The organism is Streptomyces sp. 4F14 (assembly GCF_048159485.1).
Lineage (GTDB): Bacteria > Actinomycetota > Actinomycetes > Streptomycetales > Streptomycetaceae > Streptomyces.
In genome coordinates this window covers 67,865-85,814 of record NZ_JBLRVY010000030.1, presented here as the reverse complement: position 1 = coordinate 85,814, position 17,950 = coordinate 67,865, and the positions used below count along the sequence as shown (strand labels likewise).

Below are 17,950 nucleotides of genomic sequence, written 5' to 3'. Positions count from 1 at the left end.
CGTGCTGAAGGTGCTGACGTGCCGGGTGGCTTCACGGGGCGAGGGCGAGGAGCTTGGACTTCGCGGCCGTCCAGCGCTGATGCGCCGTGCTGTCGCCGAGCGCGGTGTGCAGGCCGGCGATCAGGTCGTAGACGGTGCCCTCCGGGAGGGCGAAGGAGTAGAACAGCCTGAGCAGCAGTTGTTCGGCGGCGGGGGTGAAACCGAGGTCGGCCAGGCGACGTGCGGCGGCGAGCCGTTCGGCCAGATCGGCCTCCGACGCGCACGGCAGGTGTTCGGCGTCCGGCGGCTCCTGCGCTCGCCGGGCCAGCCGCCGGTAGGCGTTGTCCGCGTAGACGTCCGCGATCAGATGGACGCGGTCCGGGCCGAGCAGATTGCACACCCCGTGCGCGTACGTCGGTGTCAGCTGCCAGATCCGCCCGCCGTCCAGGTGGACCTTGGTACCCCCGGTGACCAGGAAGGCCGAGGAATTGGTGTGCAGCGGGACATGCAGCCGGTACCGCTCGACCCGGTCCAGCTCGTCGTAGTCGCGGTGCTCCCAGAGGAAGGCGTTCGGCTCCAGCCGGGCCAGCCGTACCCACATGTAACTCAGGCCGAGTCCGGCCAACAGGTTCGCGGTGGCGGGCATGCTCTCCAGCAACGCCGTGGGCCGGGCGGCGCCGTCGGTGATCCGTACGTCGGCTGCGTCACCGGAGGCGTTCATCAGCGACGTCGTCCACCAGCCGCCGGACTGGAACTCGCCGTACTCCGCCTTCCAGGGCGCCGGAGCGGTCAGCGCCTCGTGCCTCATTCGCTCGACCAGGGCGTTGTCCAGCTTTTGCAACTGCGTGATCTGCTCGGACAGAGCTGCGATCGGCCGTCGTTTTTCCATGGTGCCCCTTTCGCGTGATCAGGGGGATCTGCTCGCGAAGGCGCAGGCGTGTGTGCCCGACCGGGCTTCACCTGTTCAGCGCCCGCCAGCAGTTCTAAGATGCTCTAGAGCACCTCGCACGGTCAAGGGGGTGCTTCAAAGTGCTCTAGAACAGGAGTCGTCAGATGGCCGGGAACCCGCAGGCGCTGCCGCCGTACCAGCGCATCGCCGCCAAGATCCGCGAGCAGATCGAGCGGGGTGAGCTCCGTCCTGGAGACCACATCCCGTCGGTCCGCGAGATCATGCGGACCGAGGGCGTCACCACCGCCACCGCGACCCGCGTCGCCGCCGTACTCAGGGCGGAAGGGCACGTCGAATCGGTCCCCGGAATCGGAACGGTGGTCACTGTGCCGCGCAAACTCACCGCAGGTTCTGACCGGCTTCACCTGCTCAGGGCGGGCGGAACCGGCTTCACACAGGGAGAACGCGTCGAGATCGTGAGCGCGGATCTCGTCCCCGCGCCGCAGGACGTCGCTCTCGCGCTCGGCGCCGACGAGGGAGCGCCCACCGTCCGACGGTGTCGGCGTTACCTCGACGAACAGGGCGTCGTCACCGTCTCCACGTCATGGCTCGACGGCACGCTCGGCGAGACGGCCCCCGAACTCCTGGAGGCCGGCCCCCTCCCGAAGATGACGTTCGGCCTGATCGAGGAACGGACCGGGCGGCGAGCCGTCCGCCGGAGGGACACGGTGACCCTGACCCCGGCCCCGGAGGAACTCGCAGAGCTCCTCGGGACCGAGGCCGGTTCGCTCACGCTGGTGATGACCAACCACTACTGGGACCAGGACGGGAACGTCATCGAGTACGCCGTCGACTTCATCGGGGCGGACCGCGCACTCTCGGCGGAGTACGACCTGGAGTGAGGGCCGCTCGCCTTCAGCCGCCCGGCGACCCGACGCCGGGGAATCATCGGCTGCGGCGCCTCATACAGTCGCGATGCCTCGTACGGCTGCCCCGAAGAAGGCCGGTCGCCCGGATATTCGCCCTCCACGACAGGCGGCTCGTACTGCGGTGCGTACGTGGACTGCGGACTGCTCACACCGACACGCTCCAAGGGGCGGGGGTCAATCGGGCCCACAGAACCTAGCGGGTACTACGTGACTCTCCAAAGCGACTCGGCTACTCAGGGTGCCGTTCGAATGAGGGGGTGGGCTCCGGGTCGCACGTCCTGCCGGTGCGGTCTGCCGTCGCCCGCATTCGATACAGGACGGGGTCACAGGGCCGTGGGACGGCATTGCGCGCCGTCGGGCCGAGCCCGGTGCCGGGACTTCGTCTCCGCTTCGGCGCGGTTGATCCCTCGGCGGGTTTGCCGATATCGGCATGTCGGTCATCCGTCGCTTCTAGGCTGGCTCGTCCCCATCTGACCGGAAGAAGGACCCCATGCGACCCGCGCGCTTCCAGGACTGGCTGATCGACGTCGTCAAGAACACGCCGGGAGTCGGTCGCGTCCAGTCCCTCGCCGACAGCGGTGACAGCAAGCGTCCCTTCGGTATCGCGCTGACGCGGGACGGCAAGGAGGAGCACTGGCAGATCACCGGCCAACTGGCCGACGGCGAGAAGCACGACCACGAGGAAAGCTCGGTCAAGGACACCCCGTTCTCCGCGCCGGTTCCGGAGACCGGCGCCGCGGCGGACGTCTGGCTCATCGGTGTGATCGGCGCGTCCGAGTCCCCGGAGATCGCCCGTGTCGAGCGGTGGCAGGACCGCCCCGAGGGGCTGTCGCAGTTCGGCTTCACGGTGTTCTTCCACGCGGGCTCCCGAGCCTTCGTCCGCCCTCTGTAGACCCTCCGGGTCGCTGTCTGTCCGACGTCTGACGAATCGGTCCCCGGAATCGGAACGGTGGTCACTGTGCCGCGCCCCCGCACCCCAGGTCATCACCCTCGCGCTCGGCGTCGACGAGGGAGCACCCACCGTCTCCACGTCATGGCTCGACGGCCCGCTCGGCGGAGTACGCCCTGGAGTAAGGGCCGTTTCCCGTCTCAGTACCCGAACGCCCGACCCGTGTTCGCCCCCACCGCCTCCGCGAGCGTGTCCTCGTCGACCCCCCTGACCTCGGCCATCGCCCGGACGGTGACCGGGATGAGGTAGGGGGCGTTGGGGCGGCCCCGGTAGGGGGCCGGGGTGAGGAAGGGGGCGTCCGTCTCGACGAGGAGGAGGTTCAGGGGGGCCACCGCGACCGCGTCCCGCAGGGGCTGGGCGTTCTTGAAGGTGACGTTCCCCGCGAAGGACATGAAGTAGCCGGCGCGGGCGCAGATCCGGGCCATGTCCGCGTCGCCGGAGTAGCAGTGGAAGACCGTACGGTCCGGGGCGCCCTCTTCCTTCAGGACGCGCAGGACGTCGTCGTGGGCGTCACGGTCGTGGATGACGAGGGTCTTGTCGTGGCGCTTGGCGATCTCGATGTGGGCGCGGAAGGACGCCTCCTGGGCCTCCTTGCCCTCGGGCCCGGTGCGGAAGTAGTCGAGGCCCGTCTCCCCGACGCCCTTCACGTGCGGCAGCGCGGCGAGCCGGTCGATCTCCGCGAGGGCCTCGTCGAGAGCGGCCCGGCCCCCCGGCTTGCGCGCGCCCTGGCGGGACCAGCCGTCGGGGTCGCCGTGGACGATGCGGGGCGCCTCGTTGGGGTGCAGGGCGACGGCCGCGTGCACGGCGTCGTACGCGGCCGCCGTCTCGGCCGCCCAGCGGGAGCCGCGTACGTCGCACCCGACCTGCACGACCGTCGTCACCCCGACGGACGCCGCCTTGGCCAACGCCTCCGCCACCGTCCCCGACTGCATGTCGAGGTGGGTGTGGGAGTCGGCGACGGGCACCCGGAGGGGTTCGGGGAGCGGCGGGGCGGCGTTCTTGCCGGAGGCGTTCGCAGGCATGTCCCGATCCTACGGAAGGGGGTGTCACCGGGGAGAACGGTTTCCTCGGCGGCACCCCTGCCCGCGCCGGCCGGAAGGGAGCGTCACCGGCGAGGACAGCTCCCCCGGCGTCCCGAACCGGCGCCCCCCGTCCGCGTCAGCTCGCCTTGCGGAACGGGTGCAGCAGGTCCGACAGATGCCAGTGGTGCGGCTCGCGCGGCTCGGCCGGAGGCTGGGCCGTCTCCGTCCGCGCCGCCGGCACCTTGGACGGCCGGCGCGCGGCCTCCCGTACCGACGACACCTGGCCCGCCCGCATGATCCGCACCAGGTGCCCGTCGCAGTTCTGGCAGGCGGGGCTGGAGAGGGGGGAGGGGACGACCTTGCCCTCGGCGACGTACATCACGAAGGTGTGGCCGTCCGCGTCGGTGTGGTGCTCGATCTCGTACGACTGCTCCCAGCCGTGCCCGCAGCGCATGCAGGCGAAGGAGTAGGACTCGTTGACCACGGCCGTCGCTCCGTCGCGCAGGCCGGTACGCCCTGAAATCTCGCTCATGCCAGCTCCTTAGGTCCGCTGACCGGGGGACGTCCTGTCTGTCCCTCCACTTCAGTGGACGCCCGGGAGGCCCCGCCCGGTACCCGCCCTGTTCTTTGTTGGACGCGATTTGGCGTTTCCTTGCCGAAGGGGTCGGCAGGGACGGCTGGGCTTTGCCTTCGAAGACACCGCTTTGCTAAGACATGAAGCCCACGACGGCATAAAACGGACGCCGGCCGTCAGGTGTTGTGCTTGGCGGCGACGACCGCGTCGAACACGACCCGCTTGGCGATCCCGGCCTCGACGGCGACCGCGGCGATGGCCTCCTTACGCCGCTCCCCGGCAGCCTCCCGGGCCTGCACACGCCGCACCAGCTCCCCGGCGTCCAGCTCCTCGGGCCCCCGCTCCGGCGCCCCCTCCACGACGACGGTGATCTCGCCCCGTACGCCCTCCGCGGCCCACTCCGCCAGCTCCCCGAGCCCCCCGCGCCGTACCTCCTCGTACGTCTTGGTCAGCTCCCGGCAGACGGCCGCCCGGCGCTCCGCACCGAAGACCTCGGCCATCGCGGCGAGGGTGTCGTCGAGCCGGTGCGGCGCCTCGAAGTAGACGAGCGTACGGCGCTCCTCGGCCACGTCCCGCAGCCGCGACAGCCGCTCGCCCGCCTTGCGCGGCAGGAACCCCTCGAAGCAGAACCGGTCGACGGGCAGCCCGGACAGCGCGAGCGCGGTGAGGACGGCGGAGGGCCCCGGTACGGCGGTGACGCGGATGTCCCGCTCGACGGCGGCGGCGACGAGCCGGTACCCGGGGTCGGACACGGACGGCATGCCCGCATCGGTCACAAGCAGTACCCGCGCGCCCCCTACCAGCGCCTCCACCAGCTCCGGGGTACGAGCCGACTCGTTCCCCTCGAAGTACGACACCACCCGCCCCCTGGGAGTTACGCCGAGCGCCTGAGTCAGCCGCCGCAGCCGCCGCGTGTCCTCCGCGGCGATCACATCGGCCTCGGCGAGTTCCCGCGCGAGGCGGGGCGGCGCGTCCGTGATGTCTCCGATGGGGGTGCCGGCGAGGACGAGGGTGGCGGGGTTCGTTGTCACCCGCCCATCCTCGCAGGAGCCGGGACCGTCCTCGCAGGGCGCGGGCACCGTCCTCGCAGCGTGCGGGCCCGGCCCGATCACCGCCGGTTCGGGCCAAGCACGGGACTCACACAGACCTGTTCCCTACGATGGCGCGGTGACCAGTACCGCGTCCTCCACGGACTCCACGGAACACCGGCCCCCCCTCGACGAAGACGAGCGGGCCGGCCGTCTGTCGTGGCCGCAGCGGCTGCGCCGGTTCGGGTACCAGGGCCGGCCGGTCGCGGACGTACGGGAGCGGCTGGTCCCCGCGTACGCCGAGCCCAGCCCCCGGCTGTGGGAGGCGCTCGGCGTCTCCTACCGGCTCTCGGCCTGGCTGACGCGCTGGTCGGCGTGGATCGGCCCGCTGCTGGTCACGGTCCTCGCGGGCCTGCTGCGGTTCTGGAACCTGGGCAGCCCGAAGGCGGTGATATTCGACGAGACGTACTACGCGAAGGACGCGTGGGCGCTCGTCCACCGCGGCTTCGAGGTCAACTGGGACAAGAACGTCAACGCCCTCATCCTCAACACGAACGGCGACGTGCCGGTCCCGGCCGGCGCCTCGTACGTCGTCCACCCGCCGGTCGGCAAGTACGTCATCGGCCTCGGCGAGCTGCTCTTCGGCTTCAACCCCTTCGGCTGGCGCTTCATGACGGCGCTGCTCGGCACGCTGTCCGTGCTGCTGCTGTGCCGGATCGGGCGGCGCCTGCTGCGCTCGACGTTCCTCGGCTGCCTCGCGGGCGCGCTGATGGCCGTGGACGGCCTGCACTTCGTGATGAGCCGCACGGCCCTGCTCGACGGCGTCCTCATGTTCTTCGTCCTCGCCGCGTTCGGCTGCCTGGTGATCGACCGGGACAAGGCGCGCGAGAAACTCGCGGCGTCGCTGACGCCGGACGCCGACGGGCGCTACCGCCCTAGTACTTCAGTAGGGGATCACTTCCGCTTCGGATGGCGCCCCTGGCGCTGGGCCGCCGGTCTCATGCTCGGCCTCGCCATCGGCACGAAGTGGAACGGCCTCTACTTCATGGCCGCGTTCATCCTCATGGCACTGCTGTGGGACGCCGGTACGCGCAGGGTCGCGGGCGCGCGTCACCCGTACCAGGCGGTGTTGCGGTACGACACGGGGTACGCGTTCCTCGCGACCGTACCCGTAGCCCTTGTGACCTACCTCGTCTCCTGGACCGGGTGGATCCTCTCCCCCGCCGACGGCACCGGCGGGTACTACCGCAACTGGGCCGCCACCGACGGCCGGGGCGGCGCCTTCACCTGGCTGCCCGACTGGCTGCGCAGCCTGTGGCACTACGAGCACGAGGTGTACAAGTTCCACACCCACCTCACCTCGCCGCACTCCTACCAGTCCAACCCCTGGAGCTGGCTCGTCCTCGGCCGGCCCGTCTCCTTCTTCTACGAGACCCCGTCCCCCGGCGTCGCCGGCTGCCCCTCCGGCGTCGCCGAGAAGTGCCCCCGCGAGGTCCTCGCCCTCGGCACGCCCCTGCTGTGGTGGGCCGCCTGCTTCGCCGTCCTCTACGTCCTGTGGCGCTGGTTCTTCCGCCGCGACTGGCGGGCGGGCGCCATCGCGGGCGCCATCGCCGCCGGGTACCTCCCCTGGTTCATGTACCAGGAGCGCACGATCTTCTTCTTCTACGCCGACGTCTTCCTCCCCTTCCTCTGCCTCGCCCTCGCAATGCTGATCGGCGCCCTCGCCGGGCCACCGGGGTCTTCGGACAACCGCCGGGTGATCGGGGCGACGGGGGCGGGGGTTCTCGTGCTGCTCATCGCCTGGAACTTCATCTATTTCTGGCCGCTGTACACGGGGACGGCGATGCCGATAGACGACTGGCGGGCTCGGATGTGGCTGGACACGTGGGTGTAGGCGCCATGCCGAGAACAGCGTCCGTCGCGACGCCTCCAACTGATCGACGGCCTCACTGATCCGGGCCCGCTCGCGGCGCAGTCCCCCGATGAACGTGGGGCAGTCGGCAAGGACTTGGACGTCGTCGCCCTCGCCTAGGGCATCACCGTGGACGGCCCGGTCGCCCCCGGCGCGGCCTTCGATCCGGACGACGTCGCGGAGCGCTACTGGGAGTTGTACAGCCAGCCGCGGGGCGCGCGGGCGTTGACGAAGACCGCGAGCGGCGGCAGGATGCCGACTGCGTGGCCTACGCCGAACCTCCCGTGACCGTCCCCAGCACGGTCCCCCGTCGGAGGCAAAGGGACCAGCGTCTCAGGCCGTTGTCGCAGCCCGATCGTCCTGGGCGAGGTTGCTGGGGAGCTGTCGCTCGGGACGTGGAAGGCAGCGATGACAGCCCGCAGGAATTTCAAGCGCCAGGTGCGCGCCCGCGCCGCGAAGACCGGTGAGTCCTACACGTCGGCCCTCAGGCACTTCCGTCCGGCTCCCCCGGGAGACGCGGGGAGTCACAGGAGCGTGCGGCTCGCCGTGGCGCAGACCCCCGTACGCGAAGACCCCCGGGACGGGGACGCGTTGCGCGAGAGCGGGCGTGAGGTGCGCGCGCTGATGCGGGAGGCGGCCGCCCGGGGAGCGAGGGTCGTGCACTTCCCGGAGGGGGCGATCTGTTTTCCCGGCAAGTTCGTGATGTCCGTGGACGGCCCGGACGCGGTCGGTCCGGCGGACTGGGACCGGTGCCGATGGGCCGTGCTCCAGGCGGAGCTGGCCGAGATCGCCGGGCTGGCCCGGGAGCTGCGGCTGTGGACGGTGATCGCGTCGGCGCACCGCCTGACCGGCGCGAACCGTCCGCACAACAGCCTCTACGTGATCTCCGACGCGGGCGAGGTCGTCACGCGGTACGACGAGCGCCTGCTGTCGAGGACGAAGGTCACGTACATGTACGCGCCGGGCGTCTCCCCGGTGACCTTCGAGGTCGACGGCGTGCGCTTCGGCTGCCTGCTCGGCATGGAGATCCACTACCCGGAGCTGTTCGCACAGTACGAGGAACTGGACGTGGACTGCGTCCTGTTCTCGACCAGCGGCACGCCGGGCAACACCGCGGCCCAGGCGCAGGGCCATGCCACGGTCAACAGCTACTGGGTGAGCTTCTCCGTGCCCGCGTGGCACGGCACACCGTCCGGCGTCGCCGCGCCCGACGGGGAGTGGCTCGCCCGGTGCCACGCGGACGGTTCGCCGTCGGTGGCCGTCGTGGACCTCGACGACAGCTCCGAGGCGGCCGCGGACGCGGTGGCCTACGGCCGCCCCTGGCGTCGTGAGGCGCGCTCGGGCATCTACACGGCGCACCAGGTGGACGACCCGCGCAGCGAGGACCGGACGGCGGGCTTCTAGCGGCCCTTCGCGCTCATCTCCATTCGGACAACTTTCCGTATACACCGGTCACAGGAGCCCCTCACCGCGCATACAGTGCGAGGCAGAGGGGCTCTTCTGAACGTGTTCAAAAGGCCCATGGGGGAACCGGGGAAGGAAGCGGGATGGCCAAGGGGGTCAAGGTCGCCGTCGTCGGGACGGTGTTCGCCGTGATGGTGGGGGGCGCCGGGTACGGGGCGTACAACCTGCTGTCCGCGGTGGACGGCGGGTCGAGCGCGAAGGGGCCCGCGCCGGTGAAGACCGGCCCGCCCAGCGGCGAGGAGGTCAAGGAGACGTCGAAGGCGTTCTTCGCGGCGTGGGAGAAGGGCGAGGCGAGCGTCGCCGCGGGGCTGACCAACAACGCCGGCGTCGCGGGCCCGCTCTTCACGGCGTACGGCACCGAGGCGCACATCTCCGGTGTGAGGATCACGCCGGGGACGATCACGGGGGCGACCGTGCCGTACCGGGTCGACGCGACGGTGTCGTACGGCAGCGTGTCGAAACCGCTGACGTACAGCACCAGCCTCACCGTCGTACGCGGTGTCACGACCGGCAGGGCGCTGGTGGACTGGAAGCCGGCGGTGGTGCATCCGGCGTTGACGAGCGCGACGGACACGCTGGTGACGGGGGACTCGGGGGCGCCGCCGATCGAGGCGGTGGACCGGGACGGGAAGGTGCTGACGGCGGAGAAGTACCCCTCGCTGGGGAGCACGCTGGACGCGCTGCGGCAGAAGTACGCGGCCCAGGCGGGCGGCACGCCGGGCGTGGAGCTGGTCGTCAAGCACGCGCAGGGGGACCTGCCCGACAAGACGCTCGTGACGCTCGCCGAGGGCAGGGCGGGCAAGGTGGAGACGACGCTCAGCGCGAGCGTGCAGGCGGCGGCGGAGACGGCGGTGAAGCGGTACCCGGAGTCGTCGGTGGTCGCGGTCCAGCCCAGTACGGGCGACATCCTGGCGATCGCCAACAACACGGCGAACGGCTTCAACTCGGCGGTGTCGGGGGCGCGTCCGCCCGGTTCGACGATGAAGATCGTGACGGCGGCGACGCTGATCGACAGCGGTCTGACCACGGCGAACGGGCCCGCGCCCTGTCCGGACACCGCGATGTGGGAGGGGCAGACCTTCCACAACATCACGAACATGAAACCCGACGAGGGCGCGAGTCTGTCGAGCAGTTTCGCGCGCTCCTGCAACACCGCCTTCATCAAGTACGCCGACGACCTGTCGGACGACTCGCTCACGCGGGAGGCGCAGGAGAAGTTCGGCATCGGGCGCGGCGACTGGAAGATCGGCATCGCGTCCGTCGACGGCGAGGTCCCGGCGGTCTCCGGGCCGGACAAGGCCGCGAACCTCATCGGCCAGGGCAAGGTGCAGCTCAACCCGCTGAACATGGCGTCCGTGACGGCCACCGCGAAGACGGGCACCTTCCGGCAGCCGGTCCTGGTCCCGGTCTCCTTCGACCGGCGCACGCTGGCCACCGCGCAGGGCCTGTCCGACTCCACCTCGCAGCAACTGCGCGCGATGATGCGCCGGACGGCCGTCAGCGGGACCGCCGCCGGCGTCATGGCCGGTCTCGGCGGCGGGAACATCGGCGCGAAGACGGGCTCGGCGGAGACGGACGGGAACGCCACGTCGGACAGCTGGTTCACGGCGTACCGGGGCGATGTCGCGGCGGCGGCGATGGTGCAGAGCGGGGGGCACGGGGTGGATGCGGCGGGGCCGATCGTGGTGAGTGTGCTGAAGGCGGGGTGAGGGCAGCAGCGGGGTGGGGGCAGTAGCAGAAACCCTCCCCTTAAGGACGCGTTCCCGGAAACGCTCACCCCCGCCGGACCCCGCCGCCTACCGTGAACGCATGCCGTACCCCGCAACACCCGCCTCACCCGCCCCCGTTGTCACAACCCCGCTACGGACCGGTGGCTGAGGTCACAAGCACGTCACCCGCGCAGCTGGGGACCCTAGGCTGGTCACCGTCGTTGGGGTGGGTGAGGGCAGTGGGGTCCCCGGGGAGCGCGGAGGTCACGTACGTGGGCAAGAGAAGGCGCGTCGAGGAGACGCGTGCGAGCAAGCGGCGGCCGGCCGTCGTCGGCGGCATGGCGGCCGTGGTCCTCGGCGGCGCGGCCTTCGGCGTGTACGCGCTGTACGGCGGCGGCGCGGCGGCCGAGAGCGGTACGGCGGCGTCCTCCGACAGCAAGCCCAAGATCAAGACGGGCCCCCTGACGGCCGCCGAGGTGACCTCCGCGTCGACGGCGTTCCTGACGTCCTGGCAGCGGGGCGAGGTCGCGCGGGCGGCAGCCGCGACGGACGACGCGAAGGCGGCGACGGCGCTGCTCACCTCGTACGCGAAGGACGCGCGGATCTCGGCCGTGACCCTCACTCCGGGCCCGGCGGTCGGCGCGAAGGTGCCGTTCGCCGTGAAGGGCACGGTGTCGTTCGACCACGCGAGCAAGCCGCTGGCGTACGCGAGCGCGCTGACGGTCGTACGCAGTACGACGACGGGCGAGCCGGAGGTCGACTGGCACGCGTCGGTCGTCCACCCGGACCTCGCGGACGGCGACCGGCTGGTGACCGGCGAGTCCGGGACCCCGCCGGTGAAGGCGCTGGACCGGGACGGGCAGGAGCTGACGGCGAAGGCGTACCCGTCGCTGGCGTCGGTCCTGGACGGGCTGCGCGAGAAGTACGGCAAGAAGGCGGGCGGCAAGGCGGGCGTCGAGCTGCGGGTCGTGCGCGGGGCGGCGTCGAAGAAGCTGGACCTGTCCGACAAGACGGTCCTGGAGATGAGCAAGGGCACGCCGGGCGAGGTGAAGACGACGATCAGCCCGTCGATGCAGGCCGCCGCGGAGAAGCAGGTCGCGGCGAAGGCGCGCGCGTCCGTCGTCGTCATGAAGGCGTCGACCGGCGAGATCCTCGCCGTCGCGAACAACGGCAAGGGCTTCAACGTCGGCTTCCTCGGCTCGCTCGCGCCGGGGTCGACGATGAAGGTGATCACGTCGTCGCTGCTGATCGAGAAGGGGCTCGCGTCCGCCGACAAGGAGCACCCCTGCCCGAAGTACTTCACGTACGGCGGCTGGAAGTTCCAGAACGACGACGAGTTCGAGATCAAGAAGGGCACGTTCAAGGCGAGTTTCGCGCGGTCCTGCAACACGGCCTTCATCAGCCAGGCGCCGGAGCTGGACAACGACAGCCTCACCAAGCAGGCGCAGCAGGTGTTCGGGCTGTCCATGGACAACTGGTCGGTGGGAGTGCCGACCTTCGACGGGTCCGTGCCGGTGCAGAAGGCCGCGCAGATGGGGGCGTCGCTGATCGGGCAGGGCGGGGTGCGGATGAACCCGCTGAACATGGCGTCGGTGTCGGCGACGGTCAAGTCCGGCACGTTCCACCAGCCGTACCTGGTCGCGCCGTCCTTCGACGGCCGCCGGCTCGCGACGGCGTCGCGCACGATGTCGGCGTCGACGCTCGGCCAGTTGCGTGAGCTGATGAAGTACACGGCCCAGTACGGGACGGCCGCCGAGGCGATGTCCGGGATGAGCGGGGACTTCGGGGCGAAGACGGGGTCCGCCGAGGTGGACAGCCAGGAGAAGGCGAACGGGTGGTTCACCGCGTACGCCGGGGATCTGGCGGCGGCGGGGGTTGTGCAGGCGGGTGGGCACGGTGGGGATACGGCGGGGCCGATTGTCGCTGCGCTGCTGAAGATGGGGTAGCTCGGGAGGGGTAGGCCCTGCGGGGTAGATCTGCGGGGGTACGCCTCTCGGGGTAGCTCTGCGGGGGTAGCTCCCTAGGCGTACGTCTTCCGCAGGAACCTCACCAGCGTCTTCGACTCGAACTGCACGACCGCCACGTGCTCCGCCGAGTGGAACTCCACCACCGCCTGGACCCGGCCGCAGGGCCATACCCGTACCTCTCCGGTACCGGCCGGGGCGCGCAGGCCCTGTTCCAGGAGGGTGCGGGAGACGGTCATGCGGTGGGCGCCGGGAAGGTCGACGCGTACGGCGCGGGGGTCGTCGTCGGGGTCGTACCTGAGTACTACGGGTACGGCCTCGCGCTCCGCCTCGACCAGATCCTCGTCGGTGACGATATGGGCGCGTGCGTGCTGTTCGACTACCGACATCGACTAGGCCCCTTACGGTGCGTGACCTGTGCGGAAGCTGTGCGACCGCTTCTTTAACCAATGTCGCATATTTTCCTATTTACAGACCAGGCAGGGATTGTCCCGGTGTGAAGATTTGCTCAGTGACCGCTCTTGCAAGAGCTTCGCAACAGGCCACATCATCGGACGGTGCATGTACCTGACGGATTCATCAACGCCCCGACCTCCGCCGTGACCGGAGTCGTCGCGGCGGGCGCGGTCGCCGTGTCCCTGCGCGGCGCACGCCGGGAACTGGACGAGCGCACGGCTCCCCTGGCCGGGCTGGTCGCGGCGTTCATCTTCGCGGTGCAGATGCTGAACTTCCCGGTCGCGGCGGGGACGAGCGGACACCTCCTGGGAGGCGCGCTCGCGGCGATACTCGTCGGCCCCTATACCGGGGTGCTGTGTGTCTCCGTGGTCCTGCTGATGCAGGGCATTCTCTTCGCGGACGGCGGCCTCACCGCGCTCGGCGTCAACATCACGGACATGGCGGTCGTGACGACGGTCGTCGCGTACGCCGTCTTCCGGGGCCTGGTGAAGGTCCTCCCCCGGAGTCTGGGGAACCGCCGTACGGTCACCGCCGCGTCCTTCGTCGCCGCGCTGCTGTCCGTGCCGGCCGCCGCCGCCGCGTTCACGCTGCTGTACGCGATCGGCGGGACCACGGACGTCTCCATCGACAAGGTCGCGGGCGCGATGATCGGCGTGCACGTGCTGATCGGGATCGGGGAGGCGGCGATCACGGCGCTCACCGTCGGTGCGGTCATCGCCGTGCGGCCGGACCTCGTGTACGGGGCTCGGGGGCTTCAGGCGCCGTTGAAGTTGCGGGTGGGCGGGGAGTTGGTGGACACGACGCCCTCGTCACCGGCCCCGGCTCCGGCCGTGTCCCGGCGGAATCTGTGGGTCGGCGGGCTGGCGGCCTCCTTGCTGCTGGCGGGAGTTGTGAGCTTCTACGCCTCCGCCGATCCCGACGGTCTCGAAAAGGTCGCCGCCGACAAGGGACTCGACACGCGGGTCGAGGAACACGCCGCCGCGGATTCGCCGTTGGCGGACTACGGGGTCAAGGACGTGGAGAACGCCCGGCTTTCGGGCGGGCTCGCGGGGGTGATCGGCGTGACGGTGACCGTCGTCGCCGGGAGCGGGGTGTTCTGGGCGGTGCGCAGGCGGCGTACCGAGAGTGTGAACGCGGCGGCTGGTAGCGGGAGTTCGTGAGATGTGCGGTTGTGGGGCGGCCGGTCACCGGCCGGGCGGCTCCGGGGCGGGCGGTTGTCGGCCGGATGGTTTCAGGACGGGCGGTTTCTGACATGGGTGCCGGGCATGCCCATCGGCTCTACCTGAAGCGGCCCACGCCGGTGCACGCGCTCCCGCCCCACACCAAGCTCGCCGCCGTCTTCGCGTTCGTCGTGGTCGTCGTGTCGACGCCGCGCGAGGCGATGTGGGCGTTCGCGGTGTACGGGGTGCTGCTGGGCGTCGTCGCGTACGCCGCGCGTGTACCCGCCGGGTTCCTGTTGCGCAGGCTGCTCATCGAGGTGCCGTTCGTCGCGTTCGCCGTGCTGATGCCGTTCGTCGCGGAGGGTTCACGCGTCGACGTCCTGGGCCTGTCGCTCAGCGTCGACGGGCTGTGGGGGGCGTGGAACGTCCTCGCGAAAGGGACGTTGGGGGTGGCGGCGTCCGTACTGCTCGCGGCCACCACGGAGTTGCGCGAGCTGCTGCTCGGTCTGCAACGGCTCCGGCTGCCCCAACTCCTCGTACAGATCGCCTCGTTCATGATCCGGTACGGGGATCTCATCACCGACGAGATGCGGCGGATGCGGATCGCGCGGGAGTCGAGGGGGTTCGAGGCGAAGGGAGTTCGGCACTGGGGGGTGCTCGCGAAGTCCGCGGGGGCGTTGTTCATCCGGTCGTACGAGCGGGGTGAGCGGGTGCACCTCGCGATGATCAGCCGGGGGTACGCGGGGACGATGCCGGTCATCGACCAGGTCGACGCCTCGCGCGCGCAATGGTCGTACGCGTTGGCCCTGCCGGTCGCGGCACTCGCCGTATGTCTGTTGGGATGGACCCTGTGACGGCATCTCTTGAGGTCTCCGGCCTCGCGTTCGCGTACCCCGACGGTCATCAGGCCCTGTTCGGCGTCGACTTCGGCATCGCGCGCGGCGAACGGGTCGCGCTGCTCGGGCCCAACGGGGCGGGCAAGACAACCCTCGTCCTGCACCTGAACGGCATCCTCACCGGGGGTGCGGGGACGGTGACGGTCGCCGGACTCCCCGTCGACAAACGCCACATGGCGGAAATCCGCCGGAAGGTCGGCATCGTCTTCCAGGACCCCGACGACCAGCTCTTCATGCCGACGGTCCGCGAGGACGTCGCCTTCGGCCCGGCCGCCGCCGGCCTCAAGGGCGCGGAGCTGGAGAAGGTCGTGGACGAGGCCCTCGACCAGGTCGGCATGGCCGACTTCAAGGAACGCCCGCCGCACCACCTGTCGTTCGGCCAACGCCGCCGGGTGGCGGTCGCCACGGTCCTGGCGATGTCCCCGGAGATCCTCGTCCTCGACGAACCGTCCTCCAACCTCGACCCGGCGTCGCGGCGTGAACTCGCCGACATCTTGCGTTCGTTGGACGTGACGGTCCTGATGGTCACGCACGACCTCCCCTACGCGCTCGAACTGTGCCCCCGCGCCCTGATCCTCAGCGAAGGGGTGATCGCGGCGGACGGCCCCACATCCGAACTCCTCTCGGACCCCGACCTGATGCGAGCACATCGCCTGGAGCTGCCGTTCGGCTTCGATCCGCGCTCCGCAACAATGGGGGCGTGACGAACGAGGAGAGCCGGGGGCGGGGCGGCGGGGAAGCGGCGGCTGTGGGGGCCGGTGGGGCCGGGGCCCGGGGCTCGTTGCGGCTCGATGATCAGCTCTGCTTCGCTCTGTACGCCGCGCAGCGCGCGGTGACCGCCGCGTACCGGCCCCTTCTGGAGGAGCTGGGGCTCACGTACACCCAGTACCTCGTCCTCATGACCCTCTGGGAGCAGGGCGAGACGACGGTCAAGCACCTGTCGTCCACCCTCCACCTGGACTACGGCACGATGTCGCCGCTCCTCAAACGGATGGAGGGCGCGGGGCTGATCCAGCGTGCGCGTTCCCCCCGTGACGAGCGGTCCGTCCTGGTCTCCTGCACGGGGCGCGGCGAGGAACTGCGAGGGCGGGCGGAGCGGGTGCCGGGCGCGCTGCTGTCGGCGACGGGGTTGGACGGGGCGGAAGTGGAGCGGCTGCGGGCGGAGCTGTGGGGGTTGACGGAGAGGGCGGAGGGGGCGGCGGAGAGGGGGAGGTGAAGAGGGGACGTGGTGAAGAAGGCTGCTGCGAAGGCGAGTTGGTGAAGGTGGGCCAGTGAACGCGGGTCGGTGAACGCGGGTCGCCCCGCCCGGCACCCCACCGCGCCCCACCCGACGACTCACCCCCCACCCAGCAACTCCCCCAGATCCCGGCTGTGCGCCCCCTCCCCCACCAACTCCAACAACGCTTCGTGCAACACCCCGTTGGACACCAGCACAGACCTGTCCCCCCTCAACACATCCACCCCCCGCAGATCACTGATCCGCCCACCCGCCTCACTCACGATCACCGGCATGGTCGCGATGTCCTCGTACCCCATCGCGGGCCCGGCGATAACAGCCGCATCCGCACGCCCAGTCACCACAGCGGCCATACACCCGGTGGACGGCACCAACAGCACCCGCCGATGCAGCGCGGCCAGCAACTCCCCGTCCCAGGCCCCGAAGTTGTGCGCCTGCACCCGGGCCCCGTCCAACTCCCCCCGCCCGGAAACCCGAACCCGCCGGGCATCCCTCATCTCGTACTCGGGCCCGCTGAACACCCAGCACCCCAACCCCCGCCCAGCAGCAAGGATCTCGCCGCTCATCGGCATCCCGACCACCCCGACGGCGGACCCGAACTCGTCCTCGTAGGCAAGGTCGTTGGAGAACAGAGGAACCCGCCGGACGAAGTTGGCGGTCCCGTTGACGGGATCGATGATCCACCGCCGCCCGGACGACCCCGGATCATCCCCACCCTCCTCCCCGAAAACCCCGTCCCCAGGAGCCCTGCGCCCCAACGCCTCCCGGATCACCTCCTCGACCTCGACATCGACATCGGTGACCTCACTCCCGTCCCCCTTACGCCGAACCCCCCACCCCCCACCGAGAAACCGCTCACGAGAAACCCGCCCGACCCGCACGGCAAGCCGCACAGCGAAGTCGAGAAGGGAGGGGTCGGCCGGGGGAAGCACACGGTCGATGCTCATACGCACCTCCTGCCCAGCCCGCACCGGAACCAGGCATACCGATACCCGGGACGGGGAACGGGAGACCGGCGAGGCGCGTGCACAGGACACCAACACCGTTTCTTTCTGGGGGAGTCGATACGTGTCGCGGACAACTGGACAGCCAGAGCCGGGAGACGACTCCCGGACACCGAACCGGCCGGGCTCGTCGGCGCATCCACCGCGCTGGGCCTGGTGGGTGATCGGCATCGTGGTCCCGGTGGTGGGAACGGTGGCCACGATCGTCGCGACCTCGGCGAAGGACGGCAACACCAAGACATCGGCCCCACCGGCGTCCAGCGCACCGCAGTCGACGCCCCGCCCCTCGAACTCCCCACCGCCCCCTACGACTTCACCCCTGACCACCCCACCCCCGACACCCACCCCGTCCCCGGCCTCCGAAGGGGTCCCGCTCACCACACTCACGCCCCTCGACAACGCGAGCTTCGAGGCGGACAGCGCCTCCCTGAGCGGCGACGACTACGCCGACTCCCTCGTCTCGACCCGCATGTGCCCGAGCCGGGGCAGCGTCGAGTACAACCTCGGCCGGGACTGGAAGTACCTGAGAGCTACGGCCGGCCTGGACGACAACTCGGCGGTGACCACGGCGGAACTGACGGTCACCGCCGACGACAGCACCCTCTTCCACGGCTCGCTGGCCCTGGGCAGGACCAGAGCGCTGAACCTGAAACTCGACAACGCCCTGCGCCTGACCGTCTCGTACAAGTTCGACGGCTGCTACGGCGGCGACACCTGGATCGTGCTGGGCAACCCGACCCTCTCCTAGACCCCCACCCTTCCCCCCACCTATCTCCAC

Annotated in this window: 18 protein-coding genes; 12 read left to right on the top strand and 6 right to left on the bottom strand. The window is 70.5% G+C overall.

The features are described from left to right. Positions 1-31: 31 nt before the first annotated feature. Positions 32-868, bottom strand: coding sequence for an aspartyl/asparaginyl beta-hydroxylase domain-containing protein (locus ACLZOT_RS38970; RefSeq protein ID WP_416973902.1), 837 nt, complete (start codon positions 866-868; stop codon positions 32-34). A 164-nt stretch (positions 869-1,032) separates the two neighbouring features. On the opposite strand from ACLZOT_RS38970, the gene ACLZOT_RS38965 reads away from it, so the two are divergent. Both ACLZOT_RS38965 and ACLZOT_RS38960 read left to right on the top strand, forming a co-directional pair. Continuing rightward, complete coding sequence (locus tag ACLZOT_RS38965; protein WP_416973901.1) at positions 1,033-1,770, top strand: GntR family transcriptional regulator; 738 nt, start codon at positions 1,033-1,035, stop codon at positions 1,768-1,770. Positions 1,771-2,287: 517 nt separating this feature from the next. Next, positions 2,288-2,689 carry a hypothetical protein gene (locus ACLZOT_RS38960; RefSeq protein ID WP_416973900.1) on the top strand — a complete coding sequence of 134 codons (402 nt, stop codon included), beginning with the start codon at positions 2,288-2,290 and terminating at the stop codon, positions 2,687-2,689. Positions 2,690-2,886: 197 nt separating this feature from the next. Here ACLZOT_RS38960 and ACLZOT_RS38955 read toward each other — a convergent pair whose 3' ends face one another. The 3 genes from ACLZOT_RS38955 to rsmI all read right to left on the bottom strand — a co-directional run bounded on the left by ACLZOT_RS38955 (position 2,887) and on the right by rsmI (position 5,373). Beyond that, positions 2,887-3,768: a TatD family hydrolase gene (locus ACLZOT_RS38955; RefSeq protein WP_416973899.1), complete on the bottom strand. Its 882-nt coding sequence runs from the start codon at positions 3,766-3,768 to the stop codon at positions 2,887-2,889. 136 nt (positions 3,769-3,904) lie between these two features. Continuing rightward, positions 3,905-4,300, bottom strand: coding sequence for a hypothetical protein (locus ACLZOT_RS38950; protein ID WP_416973898.1), 396 nt, complete (start codon positions 4,298-4,300; stop codon positions 3,905-3,907). Between the two features lie 218 nt (positions 4,301-4,518). Further along, positions 4,519-5,373, bottom strand: coding sequence for a 16S rRNA (cytidine(1402)-2'-O)-methyltransferase (gene rsmI / locus ACLZOT_RS38945; RefSeq protein WP_416973897.1), 855 nt, complete (start codon positions 5,371-5,373; stop codon positions 4,519-4,521). Positions 5,374-5,509: 136 nt separating this feature from the next. On the opposite strand from rsmI, the gene ACLZOT_RS38940 reads away from it, so the two are divergent. The 5 genes from ACLZOT_RS38940 to ACLZOT_RS38920 all read left to right on the top strand — a co-directional run bounded on the left by ACLZOT_RS38940 (position 5,510) and on the right by ACLZOT_RS38920 (position 12,401). After that, a complete protein-coding gene (locus ACLZOT_RS38940) occupies positions 5,510-7,264 on the top strand; it encodes a dolichyl-phosphate-mannose--protein mannosyltransferase (protein WP_416973896.1) in 1,755 nt (584 codons plus the stop codon). Positions 7,265-7,411: 147 nt separating this feature from the next. Beyond that, positions 7,412-7,570 carry a hypothetical protein gene (locus tag ACLZOT_RS38935; RefSeq protein WP_416973895.1) on the top strand — a complete coding sequence of 53 codons (159 nt, stop codon included), beginning with the start codon at positions 7,412-7,414 and terminating at the stop codon, positions 7,568-7,570. Positions 7,571-7,690: 120 nt separating this feature from the next. Further along, on the top strand, positions 7,691-8,686 hold the full coding sequence (locus tag ACLZOT_RS38930) for a carbon-nitrogen hydrolase family protein (RefSeq protein WP_416973894.1): 996 nt from the start codon (positions 7,691-7,693) through the stop codon (positions 8,684-8,686). Between the two features lie 143 nt (positions 8,687-8,829). Then, entirely contained in the window at positions 8,830-10,455 is a 1,626-nt protein-coding gene (locus ACLZOT_RS38925; RefSeq protein WP_416973893.1) for a penicillin-binding transpeptidase domain-containing protein, read from the top strand. Between the two features lie 272 nt (positions 10,456-10,727). Further along, a complete protein-coding gene (locus ACLZOT_RS38920) occupies positions 10,728-12,401 on the top strand; it encodes a penicillin-binding transpeptidase domain-containing protein (RefSeq protein ID WP_416973892.1) in 1,674 nt (557 codons plus the stop codon). Positions 12,402-12,475: 74 nt separating this feature from the next. Here ACLZOT_RS38920 and ACLZOT_RS38915 read toward each other — a convergent pair whose 3' ends face one another. Further along, positions 12,476-12,808 carry an SsgA family sporulation/cell division regulator gene (locus tag ACLZOT_RS38915; RefSeq protein WP_416973891.1) on the bottom strand — a complete coding sequence of 111 codons (333 nt, stop codon included), beginning with the start codon at positions 12,806-12,808 and terminating at the stop codon, positions 12,476-12,478. A gap of 168 nt (positions 12,809-12,976) precedes the next feature. On the opposite strand from ACLZOT_RS38915, the gene ACLZOT_RS38910 reads away from it, so the two are divergent. The 4 genes from ACLZOT_RS38910 to ACLZOT_RS38895 all read left to right on the top strand — a co-directional run bounded on the left by ACLZOT_RS38910 (position 12,977) and on the right by ACLZOT_RS38895 (position 16,147). Next, the gene (locus ACLZOT_RS38910) at positions 12,977-14,035 is read left to right on the top strand and encodes an energy-coupling factor ABC transporter permease (protein WP_416973890.1); all 1,059 of its coding nucleotides are present in this window, start codon (positions 12,977-12,979) and stop codon (positions 14,033-14,035) included. 92 nt (positions 14,036-14,127) lie between these two features. Continuing rightward, positions 14,128-14,889, top strand: coding sequence for a cobalt ECF transporter T component CbiQ (gene cbiQ / locus ACLZOT_RS38905; RefSeq protein WP_416973889.1), 762 nt, complete (start codon positions 14,128-14,130; stop codon positions 14,887-14,889). Then, positions 14,877-15,635 (top strand): energy-coupling factor ABC transporter ATP-binding protein, encoded by a 759-nt coding sequence (locus ACLZOT_RS38900; protein WP_416973888.1) that lies wholly within the window; start codon positions 14,877-14,879, stop codon positions 15,633-15,635. Before cbiQ ends, ACLZOT_RS38900 begins: the two co-directional genes overlap by 13 nt. 44 nt (positions 15,636-15,679) lie before the next feature. Next, positions 15,680-16,147 (top strand): MarR family winged helix-turn-helix transcriptional regulator, encoded by a 468-nt coding sequence (locus ACLZOT_RS38895; protein ID WP_416973958.1) that lies wholly within the window; start codon positions 15,680-15,682, stop codon positions 16,145-16,147. Between the two features lie 119 nt (positions 16,148-16,266). On the opposite strand, the gene ACLZOT_RS38890 is transcribed toward ACLZOT_RS38895, so the two are convergent. Next, positions 16,267-17,115 carry an inositol monophosphatase family protein gene (locus tag ACLZOT_RS38890; protein ID WP_416973887.1) on the bottom strand — a complete coding sequence of 283 codons (849 nt, stop codon included), beginning with the start codon at positions 17,113-17,115 and terminating at the stop codon, positions 16,267-16,269. 250 nt (positions 17,116-17,365) lie between these two features. Between ACLZOT_RS38890 and ACLZOT_RS38885 the strand changes: the two genes are divergently transcribed. After that, positions 17,366-17,920: an NPCBM/NEW2 domain-containing protein gene (locus ACLZOT_RS38885; RefSeq protein ID WP_416973886.1), complete on the top strand. Its 555-nt coding sequence runs from the start codon at positions 17,366-17,368 to the stop codon at positions 17,918-17,920. Positions 17,921-17,950: the final 30 nt, after the last annotated feature.